Source organism: Sorangium sp. So ce385 (assembly GCF_051474135.1).
GTDB classification, from domain to species: Bacteria; Myxococcota_A; Polyangia; order Polyangiales; family Polyangiaceae; genus Sorangium; species Sorangium cellulosum_D.
Genome location: NZ_CP150337.1, coordinates 1814394 through 1831336, shown reverse-complemented (window position 1 = coordinate 1831336; position 16943 = coordinate 1814394). Strand labels below are relative to the sequence as shown.

Annotated in this window: 14 protein-coding genes; 8 read left to right on the top strand and 6 right to left on the bottom strand. The window is 72.3% G+C overall.

The annotated features are described in order from the left end of the window. Positions 1-12 precede the first annotated feature (12 nt). The 3 genes from WME83_RS06720 (at position 13) to WME83_RS06710 (ending at position 2894) form a co-directional block, all read left to right on the top strand. Positions 13-1425 (top strand): DUF2169 domain-containing protein, encoded by a 1413-nt coding sequence (locus WME83_RS06720; protein ID WP_437318417.1) that lies wholly within the window; start codon positions 13-15, stop codon positions 1423-1425. A 99-nt stretch (positions 1426-1524) separates the two neighbouring features. Further along, on the top strand, positions 1525-2088 hold the full coding sequence (locus WME83_RS06715; protein WP_437318416.1) for a hypothetical protein: 564 nt from the start codon (positions 1525-1527) through the stop codon (positions 2086-2088). 17 nt (positions 2089-2105) lie between these two features. Then, positions 2106-2894 carry a TIGR02996 domain-containing protein gene (locus WME83_RS06710; RefSeq protein ID WP_437318415.1) on the top strand — a complete coding sequence of 263 codons (789 nt, stop codon included), beginning with the start codon at positions 2106-2108 and terminating at the stop codon, positions 2892-2894. On the opposite strand, the gene WME83_RS06705 is transcribed toward WME83_RS06710, so the two are convergent. From WME83_RS06705 to WME83_RS06690, 4 genes are all read right to left on the bottom strand, one after another. Next, a complete protein-coding gene (locus WME83_RS06705) occupies positions 2895-5345 on the bottom strand; it encodes a hypothetical protein (protein WP_437318414.1) in 2451 nt (816 codons plus the stop codon). 12 nt (positions 5346-5357) lie between these two features. Continuing rightward, positions 5358-5993, bottom strand: a complete 636-nt coding sequence (locus tag WME83_RS06700) for a peptidoglycan-binding domain-containing protein (RefSeq protein WP_437318413.1) — start codon at positions 5991-5993, stop codon at positions 5358-5360. A gap of 192 nt (positions 5994-6185) precedes the next feature. Further along, the gene (locus WME83_RS06695; protein ID WP_437318412.1) at positions 6186-7079 is read right to left on the bottom strand and encodes an N-acetylmuramoyl-L-alanine amidase family protein; all 894 of its coding nucleotides are present in this window, start codon (positions 7077-7079) and stop codon (positions 6186-6188) included. Positions 7080-7258: 179 nt separating this feature from the next. Beyond that, a complete protein-coding gene (locus WME83_RS06690) occupies positions 7259-8500 on the bottom strand; it encodes a DNRLRE domain-containing protein (protein WP_437318411.1) in 1242 nt (413 codons plus the stop codon). 634 nt (positions 8501-9134) lie between these two features. On the opposite strand from WME83_RS06690, the gene WME83_RS06685 reads away from it, so the two are divergent. Then, positions 9135-10070: an oxidoreductase gene (locus tag WME83_RS06685; RefSeq protein WP_437318410.1), complete on the top strand. Its 936-nt coding sequence runs from the start codon at positions 9135-9137 to the stop codon at positions 10068-10070. A gap of 48 nt (positions 10071-10118) precedes the next feature. Here the strand turns inward: WME83_RS06685 and WME83_RS06680 are convergent, their stop codons facing one another. After that, the gene (locus tag WME83_RS06680) at positions 10119-11342 is read right to left on the bottom strand and encodes an MFS transporter (protein ID WP_437318409.1); all 1224 of its coding nucleotides are present in this window, start codon (positions 11340-11342) and stop codon (positions 10119-10121) included. Positions 11343-11511: 169 nt separating this feature from the next. Here WME83_RS06680 and WME83_RS06675 point away from each other — a divergent pair, with 169 nt between their 5' ends. From WME83_RS06675 to nudC, 3 genes are all read left to right on the top strand, one after another. Beyond that, positions 11512-12372, top strand: a complete 861-nt coding sequence (locus WME83_RS06675) for an MBL fold metallo-hydrolase (RefSeq protein WP_437318408.1) — start codon at positions 11512-11514, stop codon at positions 12370-12372. A gap of 408 nt (positions 12373-12780) precedes the next feature. Further along, the gene (locus WME83_RS06670) at positions 12781-13827 is read left to right on the top strand and encodes an ABC transporter substrate-binding protein (protein ID WP_437318407.1); all 1047 of its coding nucleotides are present in this window, start codon (positions 12781-12783) and stop codon (positions 13825-13827) included. A 113-nt stretch (positions 13828-13940) separates the two neighbouring features. Then, positions 13941-14750: an NAD(+) diphosphatase gene (gene nudC, locus WME83_RS06665; RefSeq protein WP_437318406.1), complete on the top strand. Its 810-nt coding sequence runs from the start codon at positions 13941-13943 to the stop codon at positions 14748-14750. A gap of 46 nt (positions 14751-14796) precedes the next feature. Here nudC and WME83_RS06660 read toward each other — a convergent pair whose 3' ends face one another. After that, positions 14797-15876 carry an ABC transporter substrate-binding protein gene (locus WME83_RS06660; RefSeq protein ID WP_437318405.1) on the bottom strand — a complete coding sequence of 360 codons (1080 nt, stop codon included), beginning with the start codon at positions 15874-15876 and terminating at the stop codon, positions 14797-14799. Between the two features lie 51 nt (positions 15877-15927). Here WME83_RS06660 and WME83_RS06655 point away from each other — a divergent pair, with 51 nt between their 5' ends. Next, the gene (locus tag WME83_RS06655) at positions 15928-16899 is read left to right on the top strand and encodes a D-2-hydroxyacid dehydrogenase family protein (protein ID WP_437318404.1); all 972 of its coding nucleotides are present in this window, start codon (positions 15928-15930) and stop codon (positions 16897-16899) included. The last annotated feature ends 44 nt before the right edge of the window (positions 16900-16943 follow it).

Here is a 16943-nt window from a genome sequence, read left to right as displayed (position 1 = left end):
CTGCCATGGACCGTGCGCTCCGCTCGATGGCCTGTCGCGATAACGTCGCTCGGCCGCGCCTCGGCCGCGACGCTGGTCTGGCGGCTGCGGGGGCAGCGGTACGTGACCGCGGTCGTCAAGGCGACGTTCGGGCTCGTGGCCGAGGGCGCGATGACGCTCGGTGAGCCGGACCCGATCGTGCCCGACGAGGTGCCGGATCCCTCGGGCGTGGGGCTGCGCTCGGCGGGGGATCTGGCGCCGTACCTGCGCGAGGTGGACGTGCTGCTGACCGGACACGCGGGGGTGCCTCCGACGGTCGCGGGGGAGATCCAGGTCCGGTTGGCCGTGGTGCAGGAGGGCGCCCTGCGGCTCGACCGTTGCGTGACGCTCGACGGCAGCGCGCCGGGAGGCGAGGGCCAGAGGCGCGTGCGGGTGGACGGGATGGGGCCGCTGTCGCGCCGCTGGCCACGGCGCGAGGCGCTGCTCGGGACGGCGGATCCGAGGCGGCTCGAGGGCGTGGCGCTGGAGGTGCCCGAGGAGCTCGACTGGGGGTACTTCCAGGCGGCGCCCGCCGAGCAACGGATGGAGCGGCTGCTCGGCGACGAGTGGGTGGTGCTGGGGGGCATCGTCGCGCAGCGACCGCGGCTGCGGACGCAGCTCGCGGGCGCGCGGGGCGTCGCGCGGCTCTACCGGCGCGAGGAGCGGGCGCCGCGCGAGGGAGCGGCGCTGTCCCTGCGGGCCGACACGCTGCAGATCGACGCGGATCGGCGGTGCTGCTCGGTGGTGTGGCGAGGGTACGCGGCCGTGGGGGACGAGGATCTCGAGGCGCTCCGGGTCGTGGCCGGCGTGGAGCTGCCAGGCGAGGCGCTGCCGTGGGTCGACCCCTTCGCGCCGGAGACGCGGCCGGCGGGGCGAACGGCGCCGCTCCCCGCAGCGCCCTCGCGCGCCACGCTGCCGCTGCCGGCCCAGGCAGCGCCGGTGGTGACGGACGTCGAGGCTCATCCGCTCGAAGGCACCGTGGAGCCGCTGAGCGCGTACGTGCGCAGGCCGGCGACGCCGTTCGAGGCGCGGCCCGAGCTCCCTCCGGCCGCGCTGCCAGCGAGCCCGGCGCGGCCACGAGCGCCCGCGATCGAGGATCACCCGCTCGCAGGGACCCTGGACCCGCTGAGCGCGCCCGCGGACAAGCCGGCGACGCCGTTCGAGGCGCGGCCCGAGCTCCCTCCAGCCACGCCCGCGCCGCCCCCGTCGCCCGCGCCCGCGCCGCTCACGTCGCCCGCGCCCGCGGCGCTCACCTCGCCCGCGCCGCTCCCGTCGCCCGCGCCCGCCGCCCCCTCGGGGCCCACCGCCGCGGCCCCGCCGCTGCTGGACGCGGAGCTCTCCGCCGATCCCGCGGGCCTCGGCGACGCGTTCCTCTCCGCCATGACCGAAGCGGGCGCCTTCCCCTGACGATCGCGCGCCCGGCGTCGGATCGCCCGCGCCTCGGGGCTTTCCTTGCGCAAGGGCGGGCTGATACGCTCGCGCGAGCCCGGGAAGGAGCATGGTGCTTTGAAGCGGCTGCTATCGCTGGGTCCGCGGCGCTTCGCCATCGAGCTCGCCGACGGCCGTGAGGGCGGCGCCGACCGGCGCGGCGATCGCGCGAGGGAGGCCGCGTGGCTGCGCCAGCTCTTCGCGGAGCCCGAGAACCGCCCGGCGCTCCGACGGCTGCTCGACGATGTCGCGCCGGCCAGCGCCGTCCGCAGCCTGGCCGACGCGGACGTGCTCGGCGCGCTCGGCCGGCTGCTGCTGACCGGCCGCGTGCGGCTCCGCGAGGCTCCCCTCCCCTGGCTGCCCTCCTACGGCGGCGACGAGGCCAGCGCCGAGGACCAGGCGCCCGCCGACGCCGCCCCGCGCGCGCCCAGGACCGAGGTCACCTGGATCGAGATCCGCCTCATCGGCGAGGACGACAAGCCCATCCCGCACGAGCGCTACCGGGTGGAGCTGCCCGACGGCTCGGTCCGGGAAGGCGCGCTCGACCAGGAGGGCCGCGCCCGGCTCGACGGCATCGACCCGGGCACGTGCCTCGTCACCTTCCCGGCGCTCGACCAGGAGGCCTGGGAGCGCGTGGGTTGACCGCGTAGACTCGCGCGGTGGCCACCGAAGCCGATCTCCTCCGCGATGTCCTCGCCGCGCCGGACGCCGACGCGCCGCGGCTCGCGTACGCCGCCTGGTGCGACGACCAGGACGACCCGGCCGTCGAGGCGCGGGGCAGCTTCATCCGCGCGCAGATCGCGCTGCTCGCGACCGACGAGGCCGCCGAGCCGGATCGCCACTTCCGCCTCTCGTGCGAGGTCCGCGACCTCGAGGAGGCCCACCGCGCCGCGTGGATCGCCGCGTTGCCGCCGGAAGCGCGCGATCCCGTCTTCGACCGCGGCTTCGTCGAGCTCGTCACCCTCGACGCCCGCGCCTTCCTGCAGCACGCCGGCGCGCTCCTCGCGCTCGCGCCGATCCGCCACCTGACGATCGACGCGCTCGGCGGCGCGGCCGAGGAGCTCTTCGCGTCGCCGCACCTGGCCGGCGTCCGCTCGCTCCGGCTCGACCGGGTGGGCCTCACCGACGACAACGTGGAGCGCCTCGCGGCGTCGCCGCACCTCGCCGAGCTGCGCTGGCTCTGGATCGGCAACAACCGCGTCACGCGCCGCGGCGCGGAGGCGCTCGCGGCGTCGCGGCGCCTCCCCGCGCTCGGCTACGTGGGCTTCGTCAACAACCCCTTCGACCCCTCGGAGCACCAGGGCCACGATCAGGGCGTCATCGTCGACCGCTGGCTCCCGCCCGAGGGCCGCGCGCTGGAGGCGAAGTTCGGCGCGCTGCGCTGGCTCCACACCGAGGCGCGCACGCTGCTCGAGGTGGTGCCGGACCGGCTGCGCATGCCCGGCTGATCAGTACACGAGCGCGTCCGCCGGCCGGTACTGGGTGGTGAGCTTCGCGATCGGCGCGTCCCAGGACGGCTTCCAGCCCGTCCGCGCGAACTCGGCCATCTTCTTGAGCTCGCCCTTGATCTTCGCCTTGAGCGCCTCGCGGTTCTTCCAGACATCGTCGAAGAGCGCGCGGTCGGTTCGCCTCACCGCTTCTCGCGCCTCCACGATCTTTCCGGCCAGGACCTCGTCGCCGCCCACCAGCTTCGCGATGTTGTGGGGCTGTTTGTTGAGCGTCGTGTCGAAGCGCATCCAGCCGTCGTACTTGTCCTCCCACCCCTTGGGCAGCGGCTCCGCCTGGCGGCGCGCGTCGCGAACGAGCGCCTCCTTCAGCTGGTCGATCGTCACGTACCCGCTCTCCGTCTTCTTCCGGACCTCGATGATCCTCCGCGCGAGATCGACGTCCCCGAGGAAGGCCTCGAGCTCCTTCAGGGACATGGTGTTTACATTCGTGTTCGGGGCCTTGCCGTTGTCAGGATCGAAGTAGCGATTGGCCTCCGCCACGTTGAGGGCGGAGAACACGAACCCCACGAAGATGATCCGCCCCTGCGCCGGGAGCGTCTCGTGGTACGCGCGCATCTTCTTGACCGCGGCGTCCTCGGCGCTCACCAGCGCGGCGTTGCCGGTGGCGGCGGCGCCGAGCACGCGCACGGACTCGTCCTTGGTCTGGAGCCCGACCATCCGGCCGTCGGCGGGGGACACGAGGGGGACGAGCTCCAGCATGGCCGCGATCTTCTCGGCTTGCCCCACCTCGCGAATGTCCTGCCCCGCGCAGCGGATCACCCGATCGTAGCTCCTGGGATCCTGGATCGCCTGCGGGCGCGCATAGCTGTCGTAAAACTTGAAGGCGCCGTCCTCGAGGTCGGACACCTGCTCGTCGTAATCGCGGATCAGCGCGGGGATGGGCTGCTTGCTCATCTGGGGCGCGTTCGGCACCTTGTCGTACTTCGCGTCGGGGCTCTGCTTGAAGGTGATGCGGAGCCGCGGCGCGGCCTCCTCGACCCGGTCGAGATCGCACCCCTGGCCGAAGCGCCACTTTCGCCCCGCGGGCAGGATGACCGCGAGCTGATCGTTGCGCCCATAGGCGAAATCATCCATCCGCATCGGCTGGCCGCGCCGCTCGCTCGCGCTGCCCGCCGGGTGCTTGAGCAGGATGTCGTTGCGCCCGATGGGGAACGAATCGTGGAGCGTCTTCGTCGCGAGCCAGTCGACCCATTTGGCCGTCTCCTCGGCGCGCTCCACCATGTTGACGCCGACCCCGCCGCCGCCCATCACGCAGTAGCGCTCGCCGACGCTCCAGTCGGTCTCTCGATAGAGCCCCTCGGTCCCGGAGAGGATCGCCCGCCGCTTCTTCGCGTCGTCCCAGCGCTCGACCGGCTCCCAGACCCGGGTGCGCACCGCCTCGTAGAGCTCCGACGTGACCATCGTCTCGTCCACGGCGCGCGGCTTGCCGGCGCCGGTGCAGACATCGATCTTGTCGGCGTAGAGCCAGTGGAGGCGCGCCGTCGTGTCGGCGAGGAGCAGCCGGTAGCGCGGGGAATGGTCCGGGTACGGCCAGCGCAGCATGAAATCGAGCTCGCGCTCGTCGATGCCCTCCCGGAGGATGGCGCCTCGGGCGCTGTCGTGGAGGGCCGTCGTCCCGCGCGGCACGATGGCGAGGACGCACATGGCGAGGCGGAGCAGCTCCAGCGGGCGCACCGCCGGCCCGTAGGCGGTCGCGATCAACAGCCGCTTGTTCGCGCGCACGTGCTCCGCGAGCCGCGCCCGCTCGGCCCGCGTGTCCGCGGCGAACCTCGTCGAGTCGCGCGGCCCGGTGACGTCCTCTTTCCCGTCCTCGTTCGGCCCGCCGAGCCGAGGCCGCTGCGCGAGGCCCGGCAGGCCGAGCAGCTGGGGGAACTGCCCCATCTTGTGCTGGTTGTAATGGCTCCAGGGGTCCTCGAACCCGATGTGCAGGATCTCCGCCGGGGCGACCCGGGCCTTGCCCCACGCGCTCTGCCGCAGCGTCGTGTGGTCGACCGTCGCGGCCGTCCCGTCGCCGATGATCACGTAAGGCGGGATCGGCCTGCGCAGCGCGTTCTGCCCCTCCCGCTCGGCGTGGGCCTCCGCCTTGTAACGGTCGTAGATCTCGGTGGCGCGCTTGACGCTGCGGCTCTCCTTGTAGACGAACCGCCAGTTCTTCCCGAGCCCCGCGGCGATCGACCGGAGGACGATCAGCAGGAGCTCGCTGCTCACGGTCTTGCCGTGATAGACGACGCTCGCGGGCTCCGTCTCGCCGTCCCCTCCGACGATCAGCAGGCCCTTGTGGTCGCGCGGCCTCGACAGCTCGGTGCTGACCTTGTTCCTGGCCTCGTTGCCGGCGACGGAGGTGCCCGCGTCGGCGTCGGTGATCGTGATCTCGGTCCAGTAGATGTGCACGGCGCGCCCCCCTCACTCCTCGTGCCTGCGCTCGATCTCCTGGAAGGTGTCGTCCTCCGGCAGCGACTCGTCGAGGGCGTGCGCGGCCCGGAAGCGGGCCAGCGCGTCGGCGAAGGCGGGGCCCCGCCGCCCGTCGACCTCACCGTGATAAAAGCCCAGGTTGGCGAGGCGAGACTGGATGCCGCGGATCTCGTCCGAGGGCTGGAGGTGGCCGAGCGCGATCGTGACGACCTCCTCTCCGCCGGACAGGAAGAGCCGCGCCTGCCTGGCGTTGTTGGGGATGAACTCCTCGATGCGCCCGTCGCCGTCGGCCTTCTTGTCGTTCGGGCGGAGCTCGCCGTCGACCTCGAGGAAGTACTCCGCGTTCGCGCGGGGCCTGCCCTCGTGATCGAGGAGCCGGATCCTGAGCTTGGCCGGGACCCCGCGCCGCCGGAAGGTGTGCACCTTCGCGGTCTGGCAGCTCTCCTCCTTGGCCCGCGGATCCGGGACGACCACCTTGTCGACGCCGGGGACCAGCGTGAACGGGTCCCTCCGGAGCTCGCGGAGCGCCTGGTTGTCCGGGTGATCCCAGAGCGTTTGCCAGAAGAACCCGTTCTCGTAGGCGATGCTGGTGAAGCAGTCGCCCGCGCGGACGCGATGTGCCTTCATCCCCGCCTCCACGCGGCCGGGCGGCGCCCGGGCTCAGCGCCGCCCGCCCCGCCCGCGCCCCGCCGACGGCCCATTCCCATCAAAAGACCAAAGGGCCCCCGGGAAGTCAAGCGCCCGGCCCGCTCGACGGCCGGCGCGCTGGCCACGCGCTGGCCACGCGCATTGCCCCCTTTGGCATTGTGCCGGCGCGCTTCAGGTCGGCGGGTGCGACGCCAGCGCGCCCTCGTCGCCGAGCGCGTCGGCCAGCGCGGCGGCCGCGGCGGCGGCGAAGGCGTCGAGCGTGGCGGGCTCGGTCCAGCGGGTGGCCTCGCGGGCGTCGAGCGCGTGGTGGGTCTCGATGAGGATGGAGGGCATGGAGGGGCGGCGCAGGACGAAGATCCGCTGGTCCTGGGGCCGCCGGTCCACGAAGACGCCCGGCTGGGCGGCGTCCGGCGCGTACAGGCCGCTGTACGCGGCGCCGCCGTAGGGCAGCAGGCCGGCTTCCTCCATGCGCCGCGCGAAGGCGCGCGCGAGGGCGAGCCGGCGCGCGCCGAGGGCCGGGTCCCCCTCGTCGGACCAGAGCACGGCGAACCCCGGCGCGGCGAGGCTGAGCGGGCACGAGCGGCCTGCTGCGGGCGACCACGTGTCGATCCTGCCGCGCACGTCCGAGTGCAGGCTGACGAACGCCTCGGCGCCCCACCGGGTGGCGTCCTCGACGCGCTCCGCGTAGGGCAGCGGCCGGTCGCCGGTCCTGCCCACGCGCGCCTCGAAGCGCCCGGTGGCGTTGAGCCGCTCGGCGAGCGCGCGCGCCGCGGAGAGCGTGAACTCCTGCTCCTCGACGCAGAAGCAGGAGACGTTGCCGGTGTTGCCCGGGGCGCCGTGGCCCGCGTCGAGGTAGATGCGGCGGACCCCGAAGCCGGGCGGGAACACGGCGGCGGGGGCGACGACGCGGGCTCCCGGGAAGGGCCACCCGCTCGGCGCGATCGGGAGCTTGAGGGCGCGCCGCGCCGCGGTGTCGCGCGGGAGGCCGGGGGCGAGCGCCCGTGAGAGGGCGGCGGCGCCGGCGGCGCCGGCGAGACCGAGGACGAGCTTCCTGCGCGAGATCACCGCGGCCCCGCTTGCTACCAAAGGCGGGGCGCGGCGTCAGGTTCTCGGCAAACCAGCGCGGAGGAGGTGGCCGGGCTCGCCGCGACGAGCGACATCCCGAGATCGCCCGGGACGTCGGAATCGCGACCCGGCGCGGGCCTCGGCGCCGGGTCCGGAGGCCCCGAGTCGGCCGGAGAGCGCTACTGGGCCGACGTGTAGCAGACCTCGAGCTTCGGCCGGACGGCGACGTTCGCTTGCTCGCTCGACCGGATGTCGGTCCGGCCGTTCACGTCCTGGAGCGCGATGCCGTGGTTCGGCTGGGCTCCATCCACCCACGTCTGGACGAGGGCCGCCACGTCGGCGGTCGCGACGGCGTCCGCGGCGACCGCGGAGAGGGTGGCTTCGACGGCCGCGTTGTACCCGGGGAAGTTGCCCGCGTGGACGGTCGACTCCTGCCAGGGGCCGTTCACGCGGTGCAGCTCGATGGTGCTGGCGCTCGCCTTCCACGCGTGGGAGAGCGAGAGCGTCGCGGAATCGACGTCGGCTCCCGCCGGGATGAACGACAGATCGAAGGCCAGCACGCCCACCTGCGGGCCCTCCGGCAGCGTGTTGAGGACGACGTACGGGTAATCGCCGTACGGCCACGAGACGCCGGGCTGGATATGCGCGTCCGCCACGCTCCCGTTGGTGCCGCGCTGCACGACGACGCACTGCGACTGGGCCGGGGGCTCGCAGGCGTTGCCGATGCCGTCGTTGTCGGCGTCGGCCTGGGAGGGGTTGGGCACCGCCGGGCAGTTGTCGCACGAGTCGAAGACCCCGTCCTGATCCGTATCGGCGGCGACCACGGTGACCCGATCGAGGAGCGTCCCCTGGCCGTTCGAGATGCCCAGATCGTTGAACTGGAGGCGCGTCGTCGCGCCGGAGGCCACGAGGGTATAGGTATAGTAGACCCACGCGGAGCTGGCGGTCGTGAGCGTGGCGACCTGCTGGCCGCCCCAGACGACGCCGAGCACGTTCTGGCTCGCGCTCGTGCCGGGGCGCGCGGCGAAGGCGAACCGGAGCTGGTACGTCGCTCCCGGGACGGTCGTGAGATCCTGGTAGATGCCGCTCGAGCTGCTGGCGTCGAGCTCGACGTGCTGGTCGAGGTGCGCGGGGCTCATGCCGTTCGAGTGGTCATGGATCTGGATCTGACCATAGGCGGGCTGCCAGCCGGTGATCGAGCTGTAAATCGACGAGTTGTTGCGCGTCACGTTCGGCGCTTCGAAGCTGCCGTTCGTGACGATGTCGCCGGAGGGCAGCACCGAGCAGGAGACGAGCGCCGCCGCGCCCTCTCCGATGGCGACGGCTTCGTCGTTATCCTCATGCGGCTCGGCTGCCGCCATGCAGCCGGAGATCGTCCAGGCGAGCGCGAGGGCAGAGATCGACGGATAGGTGGTTCTCATGGGAGAGCTCCTCGTTGCGGCGCCGGCATAGCGGCGCCGCGCCGTGCGGCGGGCTGCCGCACGCTATGGTTTGAAAAATGTGTTTACAAATCGTGGATGAATCTGATAGACTGTTTCGTTTGTCACGAAGGCGGACCGACGTAAGTCGTTATTCGTCAACCAGCGCGCGGCACGACGGGACGACGGGACGGCCGTCGCGAGGCGCTCGCCTCCCGCATCGCGGCCGACCTCACGCCGCCTCGACCGAGGAGGCCCGCGTCCCCCTGGAGGAGGACCACCGGCCTGACGATCGATGGACGGAGTCGGACGAGCGCGATCACGAGCGATTCTTGCAACTGTCAGCCGAGGCGCTGTCTTCGTTATATCATGAAATGGGCGAACGGATCACCATCATTCGCACCCGGTGTGCGCATCGAGACATGGAACCACAGAGGCACAGAGGACACAGAGGGAAGAGGAGAGAGAACAAATTTAAGAGAGATACAATTTTCCAATCTCTCCTCTGTGCCCTCTGTGGTTCCATTTCTCCCCGTCAGGGGACCAGGGAGCGGCGGGATCAGCGGCCGTGGCGAACGCGTCGCCCAGCGCCTTCGAAACCGGAACGGCCGTTCCGGTTTTGTGCGAGGAGAGGGCGATGAACCAAGGAAGAGATTCTCGCGCGCGGTGGACCGAGGCTGACATCCCCAGCCAGGCGGGCCGAGTCGCGGTCATCACGGGCGGAAACACCGGCATCGGCCTCGAGACGGCCCGGGCGCTGGCGGAGCGCGGGGCCACGGTCGTGCTCGCGTGCCGCGACCTGGAGAGGGCCGGCGCCGCGGTGGCGCAGATCGAGGCCCGCGCCCCGGGCGCGACCGTGCGCGCCGTGCGCCTCGACCTCGGCTCGCTCGCGTCGGTCCGCGAGGCCGCCGGCGAGCTGCGGGCCGCGTACGACCGCATCGACCTGCTCATCAACAACGCCGGCGTGCTGGCCTTCAAGCGCGAGGTCACCGCCGACGGCTTCGAGCTCCAGCTCGGCGTGAACCACCTCGGCCACTTCGCCCTCACCGGCCTCCTGCTCGACCGGCTGCGCGACGTGCCGGGCTCGCGCATCGTGACGGTGTCCAGCATGGCGCACCATCACGGCGACATCGACTTCGGCGACCTGCAGTGGGAGCGGTCGTTCCGGGGGTTCCCCGCGTACGGGCGGTCCAAGCTCGCGAACCTGCTGTTCACCTACGAGCTCCAGCGCCGGCTCGCCGCGGCCGGCGCGAAGACGATCGCGCTGGCCGCGCACCCCGGCGGCTCGAACACCTCGATCGGCCGCAGCGGGCCCCGCTGGATGCGCGTCCTCGGCAAGATCGCCAAGCGGTTCGAGCTCGGGCAGAGCGTGCCGATGGCCGCCCTCGCATCGCTCCGCTGCGCCGTCGATCCGGGCGCGCGGGGCGGCGAGTACTACGGGCCCCCGGGCCGCTTCGGGATGACCGGCTTCCCCGAGCGCCTCGAGCCGAGCGCGCGCTCCCGCGACGAGGTCGCGCAGCGCCGCCTCTGGGAGGAGTCCGAGCGGCTCACCGGCGTGACGTACGCCCTCTGACGAGGACGAGGCCCCGTCGCCCGACGGAGGGAGCGCGGCGAGGCCCGGTCACGCCTCGCCCGCGCTCCGCTCCCGGAGCGGCAAGAGCAGCCCGAGGAAGGCGATCGAGATCGCGGTCCCCAGGGCGAACAGCCCCGCATAGCCGAGCCGCTGGGCGAGGGTGCCCGACAGCCACACCGCGGGCGATTTCCCGAGCACCTCGACGCTCGCCAGCAGCGTGTAGTGCGTCGCGCCGACCGAGCGCCGGACGCGCGACATCATGAAGGCGAACACCGCGGTCGTGAGGGCGCCGCCGAAGAGGTGCTCGGCCACGGTGACCGCGATGACGGCGCCAGCGGTGGGCGGGCCGGCCGCGGCGAGGGTCCACTCGCCGGCCATCGCGGCGGACCGGAGCGCCGAGGTCACGCCGACGGCGGCGAGCAGCGGCACGCGCTGCGCGAGGAGGCCGCCCGCGAGCGAGCCGGCGATCGAGGCGACCAGGCCGTACGTGCCCACCCAGAGGCCGATCTGGTGCGGCGGGAAGCCGGCGTCGACCAGGAAGGGCTTGAACATCATGTCGACCATCGCCTCGCCGAGCTTGTAGGTCCCGAGGAACGCGACGACCCAGAGCGCGCCCGGCGCCCGCAGGGCGACGGCGACCGTCGCGAGCACCTCGCGCAGCGAGCGGCGCGCGCGCGCCTCGACCTCGCTCGCGGGGGGCTCGCGCAGCGCGAGCGAGGCGAGCACCGAGGCGAGGACGAGCACGGCCATCGCGCCGAACTGGCCGCGCCAGCCGATCCACGCGCTGGCCCAGACGAGGAGCCCGCCGGCGGCGAGCATGCCGACCTTGTAGCCGACCACCTGCGCCGCGTTCGCCAGGCCGAGCTCGCCGCGCCCGAGCAGGTCGATCGCGAGCCCGTCGACCGCGATGTCCTGCGTGGCCGCGAGCAGGTTCATGAGGAAGACGAGCGCGAGCAGGGCGCCGAGGTGGCGCGACGGCGGGACGAACGCCGCGGCCGCGCACGTGAGCGAGAGCAGCGCCCCGAGCGGCAGGATCCACGAGCGGCGCCGGCCGAGCCGCTCCCACCCGTAGCGGTCGACGAGCGGCGCCCAGAGCGCCTTGGCGACCCAGGGGACCGCGAGCGCCCCCGCGAAGCCCACGCCGGCGAGGGAGACGCCGCTCGCGCGCAGGAAGACGGGCAGCGCCGTCGCCTGGAAGCCGAACGGGATGCCCTGAGCGAAGTAGAGCGCGGCGAGGGCGGCGATCTTGCCGGCGGACGTTCGGTCTGCCACGACCGACAATCGTAACCGAGCGGACGAGCTTTGGTCGCGCCAAACACGGATGCTGGCGACGATCTCGTTCGGCCGCGAGCGCGGCGAGACGCGACATGCACGCCGCACCGGCCTCGATGAGCACGCAGCACCGACATAGTAGGGTTGCCGACCAAGCGAGCCCGCGCCGATGATCGCCGACACGTTCTCTCCGCGATCGCTCGCGCCGGCGGGCACGGTCCGGGTGCGGTGGCTCGGCACGGCGGGGTTCGCGATCGAGCACGCGGGCGCGGTGGTGCTCATCGATCCCTACCTCACGCGCGCCTCGCTCCGCCGTTGCGTGCTCGGCCGGCTCGTCCCCGACGCGGCCGCCGTCGCGCGCCACGCGCCGCGCGCCGACGCCGTCGTCGCCGGCCACACCCATTTCGATCACGCGCTCGACATCCCGGAGATCGCGCTCCGCACCGGGGCGACCGTCTTCGGCTCGCGCTCCGCGGTGGCGCTCTGCCGCGCGTCCGGCGTGTCTGCGGCGCGCGTGCGCGACGTCGAGCGCGCGCCGGGCGGCCAGCCGGTCGTCGCCGAGGTCGGCCCGTTCGAGCTGCGCTTCCTCCCGAGCGCCCATTCGCGCCTGCTGCTCGGCCGGGTCCCCTTCCCCGGCGACATCTCCGATTGCGACGAGGTCCCGCTCCGGGCCGAGCGCTACCGGTGCGGCGCCGTCTTCGCGGTGGAGATCCGGGTCGCGGGCCGGCGCATCGTCCACCTGGGCAGCGCGGAGCTCGTCGAGGCGGGCCTCGATTGCAGGGAGCCCGACCTGCTCCTGCTCTGCGTCGCCGGCTGGACCGCCTCGCGCGGCTTCCCCGAGCGCGTCGCGCGCGCCCTGTCGCCGCGCGCGGTGCTCTTCTCGCACTGGGACAACTTCTTCCTGCCGCTCGATCGCCCCGCCGTGGCGCTGCCCGCGATGCAGGGAGAGCGGCTCGCAGAGCGCCTCGGCCGGGCGGCGCGCGACGTGAAGATGGGCGTGCTGCCGCTCCTCGGGGAGGTGTGGATTTAGAGCGGTTTTTCGCTGGGACTGACACGTCGTCCTCCGTCTCTCGTCCCCGTCTTCCGTCTTCCGTCGTTCGTCTTCGCTCTTCCGTGCGCGTGCGCGTGCGCGTGCGCGCTGGCTTTGGGGAATCGCGCACGCGCACGCGCACGCGCACGAAGGACGAGCACGGGAGACGGGAGACGGGAGACGGGAGACGGAAGACGGAAGACGGGAGACGGGCTTCTTGCTGCGCCGCTGCTCGGATTTCAGCAGCTCATCAACACCATTGCTGCTCCAGCAGCAGCTCCGCCGCAGCGTGACCGGCAGGCTCCTCGCGCTGGCGATACTCGCTTTCGCACGGCGACCGCGTCCGTTATAGTGGACGCCTCGTCACTCGATAGGTCGCGAGGGACGCCAACCGGAAGGGAACGTTGCATGAAGTCCTTGTTGAGATTGCTCGCCCTCGTGCTCGCGCCGCTCGCCATCGCGCTGAGCGCCCGGGCCGCCGAAAAGCCCAGCGAGATCCGCGTCTCCAACCCCGGCGTGGGCGTCGGCAATCGCCCGGTGGTGGGGGGCTCGGCCTGGGCGCTGCTCAACCTGCGGGGCGCGCTCGAGAGCGAGTTCAAGGGCGACGGCTTCCCGGTGCGCTGGAACTTCCTGCGCGGCGCCGGGCCGGCCGTCAACGAGACGTACGCCAACGGGCTGACCGACTTCTCGCTGCTCGGCGATCTGCCGTCGATCATCGGCCGCGCCGGCGGCCTGAAGACGCGCATCCTCGCGAGCGGACCGAAGACCAACCTGTACATCGCCGTGCCCGCGGACTCGCCGATCCAGAGCGTCAAGGACCTCAAGGGCAAGCGCTTCGCAGTGTTCAAGGGCACCTGCCTGCAGCTCTCGGCGGCGCGCATCCTCGAGGCCCACGGGCTCAGCGAGCGCGACGTCCGCGCCATCAACATGGACAACGCGACCACCAAGGCGGCCCTGGCCACCAAGGACGTCGACGCCGCCATCGGGCTCAATGACCTGCTCGCCCAGCGCGATCAAGGCCTCGTGCGCATCATCTACTCGACCAAGGGCGACCCCCGATACACCTGCAACAGCACCATCATCGGCTCGGACGATTTCATCCGGAAGTACCCCGAGGTCACCAAGCGCGTGGTGCGGCAGTACGTCCTGGCCGCCAAATGGCTCGCGGATCAGGACAAGGACCTGAGCGAGGCGTACCGCCTCTGGGCGCGCTCCGGCACGCCGTTCGCGTCCTTCAAGGAAGACTGGGCCGGCGAGTCCGCGCGCGAGAAAGACAGCCCGCTCGTGGACGCGTACGTGGTCGCTCGCTACAAGACGAGCATCGCGGACGCCAAGCGCCTGGGCTTGATCCGCGCGACGTTCGACTTCGAGCCCTGGGTCGATCGCAGCTTCCTCGATCAAGTCCTGAAAGAGGAAAAGCTCGAAGGTTTCTGGAAGCCCCGCCCGGCGCCCTGAGAGCGCCTGGAGCCCGGAGCGACGCTGCCGGGTGAGGCAGATCGATCGCCGCTGCCAGCTGTCGTGCGCGGCGCTGGCAGCGCCCGGCGAACGGCGTACACTGGCGCTCCGAGATGACGACCAACGACGATGTCGTGGTGATCGTGCGCGAGCTGGACGTGGTGGTGGAGCGCGCCGGCGGGCTGTTCCTCGGCCGGCGCGGCGCCCAGCCGGGGTTCGCCGATCCGCCCGTGTTCCTCGGCAGGTTCGACGATCGCGGCTGGTACGCGGCGCGCGCTCGGCCCGGCGTCGAGCTCCCGGCCGAGCTCGCGTTCGCGTCGGTCCGCTCGCTGTTCTCCGAGCTGCCCGAGCCCACGCTGAACATCCTGGGGCGCGCGCTCGCTGGCGTCGAGTTCGCCGAGACGCACCGCCACTGCGGGCGCTGCGGGACAGCCACCGAGCCGGGGCCAGCGGCGTCGGACGAGCGCGAGCCCAGCGCCGGGGAGCAGACGCGGCGCTGCCCGAGCTGCGGCTTGAGCGTGCACCCGCGGATCGCGCCCGCGGTGATCGTGCTCGTGGAGCGCGAGGACCGCGTGCTCCTGGCGCGCAGCGCGCGCTTTCCGCCCGGGCGCTTCAGCGCGGTGGCAGGCTTCGTGGAGATCGGCGAGTCGCTCGAGCAGGCGGCCGCGCGCGAGGTCGGCGAGGAGGTCGGCGTTCAGATCCGCGATCTGAAGTATTTCGGCAGCCAGCCGTGGCCGTTCGGCCGCTCGCTGATGATCGGCTTCTCGGCCACGTACGCCGGCGGCACGCTCACGCCGGACGGCGTCGAGATCGTCGAAGCCGACTGGTTCTCGCGCGACAAGCTGCCCGACCTCCCGCCCAAGGTCAGCATCGCGCGCCGCCTGATCGACGCCTTCGTCCAGCGCCCCACGCCGCGGTCTTGAGCGAGGCGCGCGCGGCGAGCCACGTGAACAGCGCCGCTTCCGGCGTTCACGGCTTCACGGCCGGCTCGTTCGCGTAGGGGTTGAACTCGTTCGTGTAGAGGCGGCTCAGGGCGATCTCGCCCGGCTTGAGCTCGCCGCTCTTGACCATCCAGTCGATCCAGATCTGAAAATCGCGCTCCGCGATCAAGCCGCCTTTGCCGGCGACGCCGTAGCTGCGCCAGAACTTGATGGCGGCGTCCTCCTCGTTCCGACCGCGCTTCTTGATCAACGAGATGAAGCGCGCCACCACCGTCTCGCGCGGGGTGCTCCGGGCCCACTCGATGGCCTTGGCGGTCGCCTCGACGAAGCGCCGCACGGTCTTGGGATTTTCCTTGATGAAGCTGGTCTTCATCACGTAGCTGCCCGCGGTGAACTTGCCGTAGAGCTCGTAGTCCGAGAACAGCGAGCGGATGCCGCCGCGCTCGAGCGCGCGATCTCGGTAGATGTCGCCCAGCGACGCCACGTCGACCTGCTTCTCGCGGAGCAGCTGCTCGCCGTTCACGGGGGGGACGACGAGCAGCGTGATGCGCCGGGCTTCCTCCAGCGTGATCTGGTTTCGCGACAGGAACTCCTTGACCATGAACTCGCTGTGAGCGCCGAGCGTGTTCATGGAGATCGACCTGTCCAGGAGGTCGCGCGCGGCGCGCAGCGGGCTGTCGTTCAGCACGTAGAAGCCGCTCTGGCGCTGCTCGTCGACGCCGTAGTAGCCCGCGACGGCGATGATCGGCGCCTTGGCCGCGATCAGCTTGATGATGGCGCCGTTGAAGGCGCCGCCGAAGTCGGTGTCCCCGGTGACCACGGCCTGCACGCTCTGCGGGCCGCTCACCGTGCTGCCGATGAAGCTCAGGCGGATCGGCGCGAGGTAGCCGAGATCCTCCGCGAGCTCGATCGGCGACACCGTGCCGTTGTTGCCCTGATACCGGAGCTCGAGCGTCTCGAATTCGCCCTCCGGTCCGGCCGCCGAGGCGCGCGACGCGTCGTCGCGCGAGCAGCCCGCCGCGCCGCACAGCGCCAGCAGGACGAGCAGGAAGACCACAGGCGACGCGGCGCGGAGCAGGCCGGGCCGGAGGGGGCGCGGAGGAGCCATGTCCGCAATATTGGACAAGTATCCGCTAAAGTGCAAGACTGCCCGGCCAGCATGCCTTCCAGGACCCCGCCCGCCTCTTTCCGTGTGGCCGTGCTCGACGACTACCAGCGCGTGGCGCGCTCGCTCGCGCCGTGGGACTCGCTGGGCGCGGACGTCGAGGTCGAGTTCTTTCACGATCACGTGGCCGACGCGCGAGCGCTCGTGAGCCGGCTTTCGCCGTTCGAAGCCATCGTGGCGATGCGCGAGCGGACGCCGTTTCCGCGCGCGGTGCTCGCCGAGCTCCCCCGGCTGCGCCTGCTGGTCACCACCGGCGCGCGCAACGCCGCCATCGACGTGGAGGCCGCGCGCGAGCTCGGCGTGGTCGTGTCCGGCACCGGGGGCCTGCCCTACCCCACGGCCGAGCTCACCTGGGGCCTGCTGCTCGCGCTGGCGCGGAACATCCCGCGCGAAGATCGCGCAGTGCGCGCCGGCGAATGGCAGACGAGCCTGGGGCTCGGCCTGTCCGGCAAGACGCTCGGGCTGCTCGGCCTCGGCCGCCTCGGCGCGCAGGTCGCCCGGGTCGCGCTCGCGTTCGGCATGCGCGTGACCGCCTACAGCCAGAACCTCACGCGCGAGCGCGCCGCCGAGCACGGCGCGACGCTCCTCCCGCTCGACGAGCTCCTGGCGGGCGCGGACGTGGTCAGCATCCACCTGGTGCTCTCCGAGAGGACGCGCGGGCTGCTCGGGGCGCGCGAGCTCAACCTGCTCAAGCCCGGCGCGCTGCTCGTGAACACCTCACGCGGGCCGATCGTCGACGAGCGCGCGCTGATCGAGGCGCTCACGAGCGGTCGGCTCGCCGGCGCGGCGCTCGACGTGTTCGACACCGAGCCGCTGCCCGCGGAGCACCCCTTGCGCCGGCTGCCGAACACCGTGCTTACGCCGCACCTCGGGTACGTCACCGAGGAGACATATCGCATCTTCTACCGCGACGCCCTCGAGGACATCGCCGCGTTCCGCGCCAACCAGCCGGTGCGCGTGCTCTGATCCTACGAGCGCTGGTCTACGGCGACCTCGAGAGGAGGTCTGAG

Excerpts from the sequence above, each read along its gene's own strand:
- WME83_RS06700 (WP_437318413.1), bottom strand. The coding sequence starts at position 5,993 with ATGAAGGCACATCGCGTCCGCGCGGGCGACTGCTTCACCAGCATCGCC.
- WME83_RS06690 (WP_437318411.1), bottom strand. The coding sequence starts at position 8,500 with ATGAGAACCACCTATCCGTCGATCTCTGCCCTCGCGCTCGCCTGGACG.
- WME83_RS06685 (WP_437318410.1), top strand. The coding sequence starts at position 9,135 with ATGAACCAAGGAAGAGATTCTCGCGCGCGGTGGACCGAGGCTGACATC.
- WME83_RS06675 (WP_437318408.1), top strand. The coding sequence starts at position 11,512 with ATGATCGCCGACACGTTCTCTCCGCGATCGCTCGCGCCGGCGGGCACG.
- WME83_RS06670 (WP_437318407.1), top strand. The coding sequence starts at position 12,781 with ATGAAGTCCTTGTTGAGATTGCTCGCCCTCGTGCTCGCGCCGCTCGCC.
- nudC (WP_437318406.1), top strand. The coding sequence starts at position 13,941 with ATGACGACCAACGACGATGTCGTGGTGATCGTGCGCGAGCTGGACGTG.
- WME83_RS06660 (WP_437318405.1), bottom strand. The coding sequence starts at position 15,876 with ATGGCTCCTCCGCGCCCCCTCCGGCCCGGCCTGCTCCGCGCCGCGTCG.
- WME83_RS06655 (WP_437318404.1), top strand. The coding sequence starts at position 15,928 with ATGCCTTCCAGGACCCCGCCCGCCTCTTTCCGTGTGGCCGTGCTCGAC.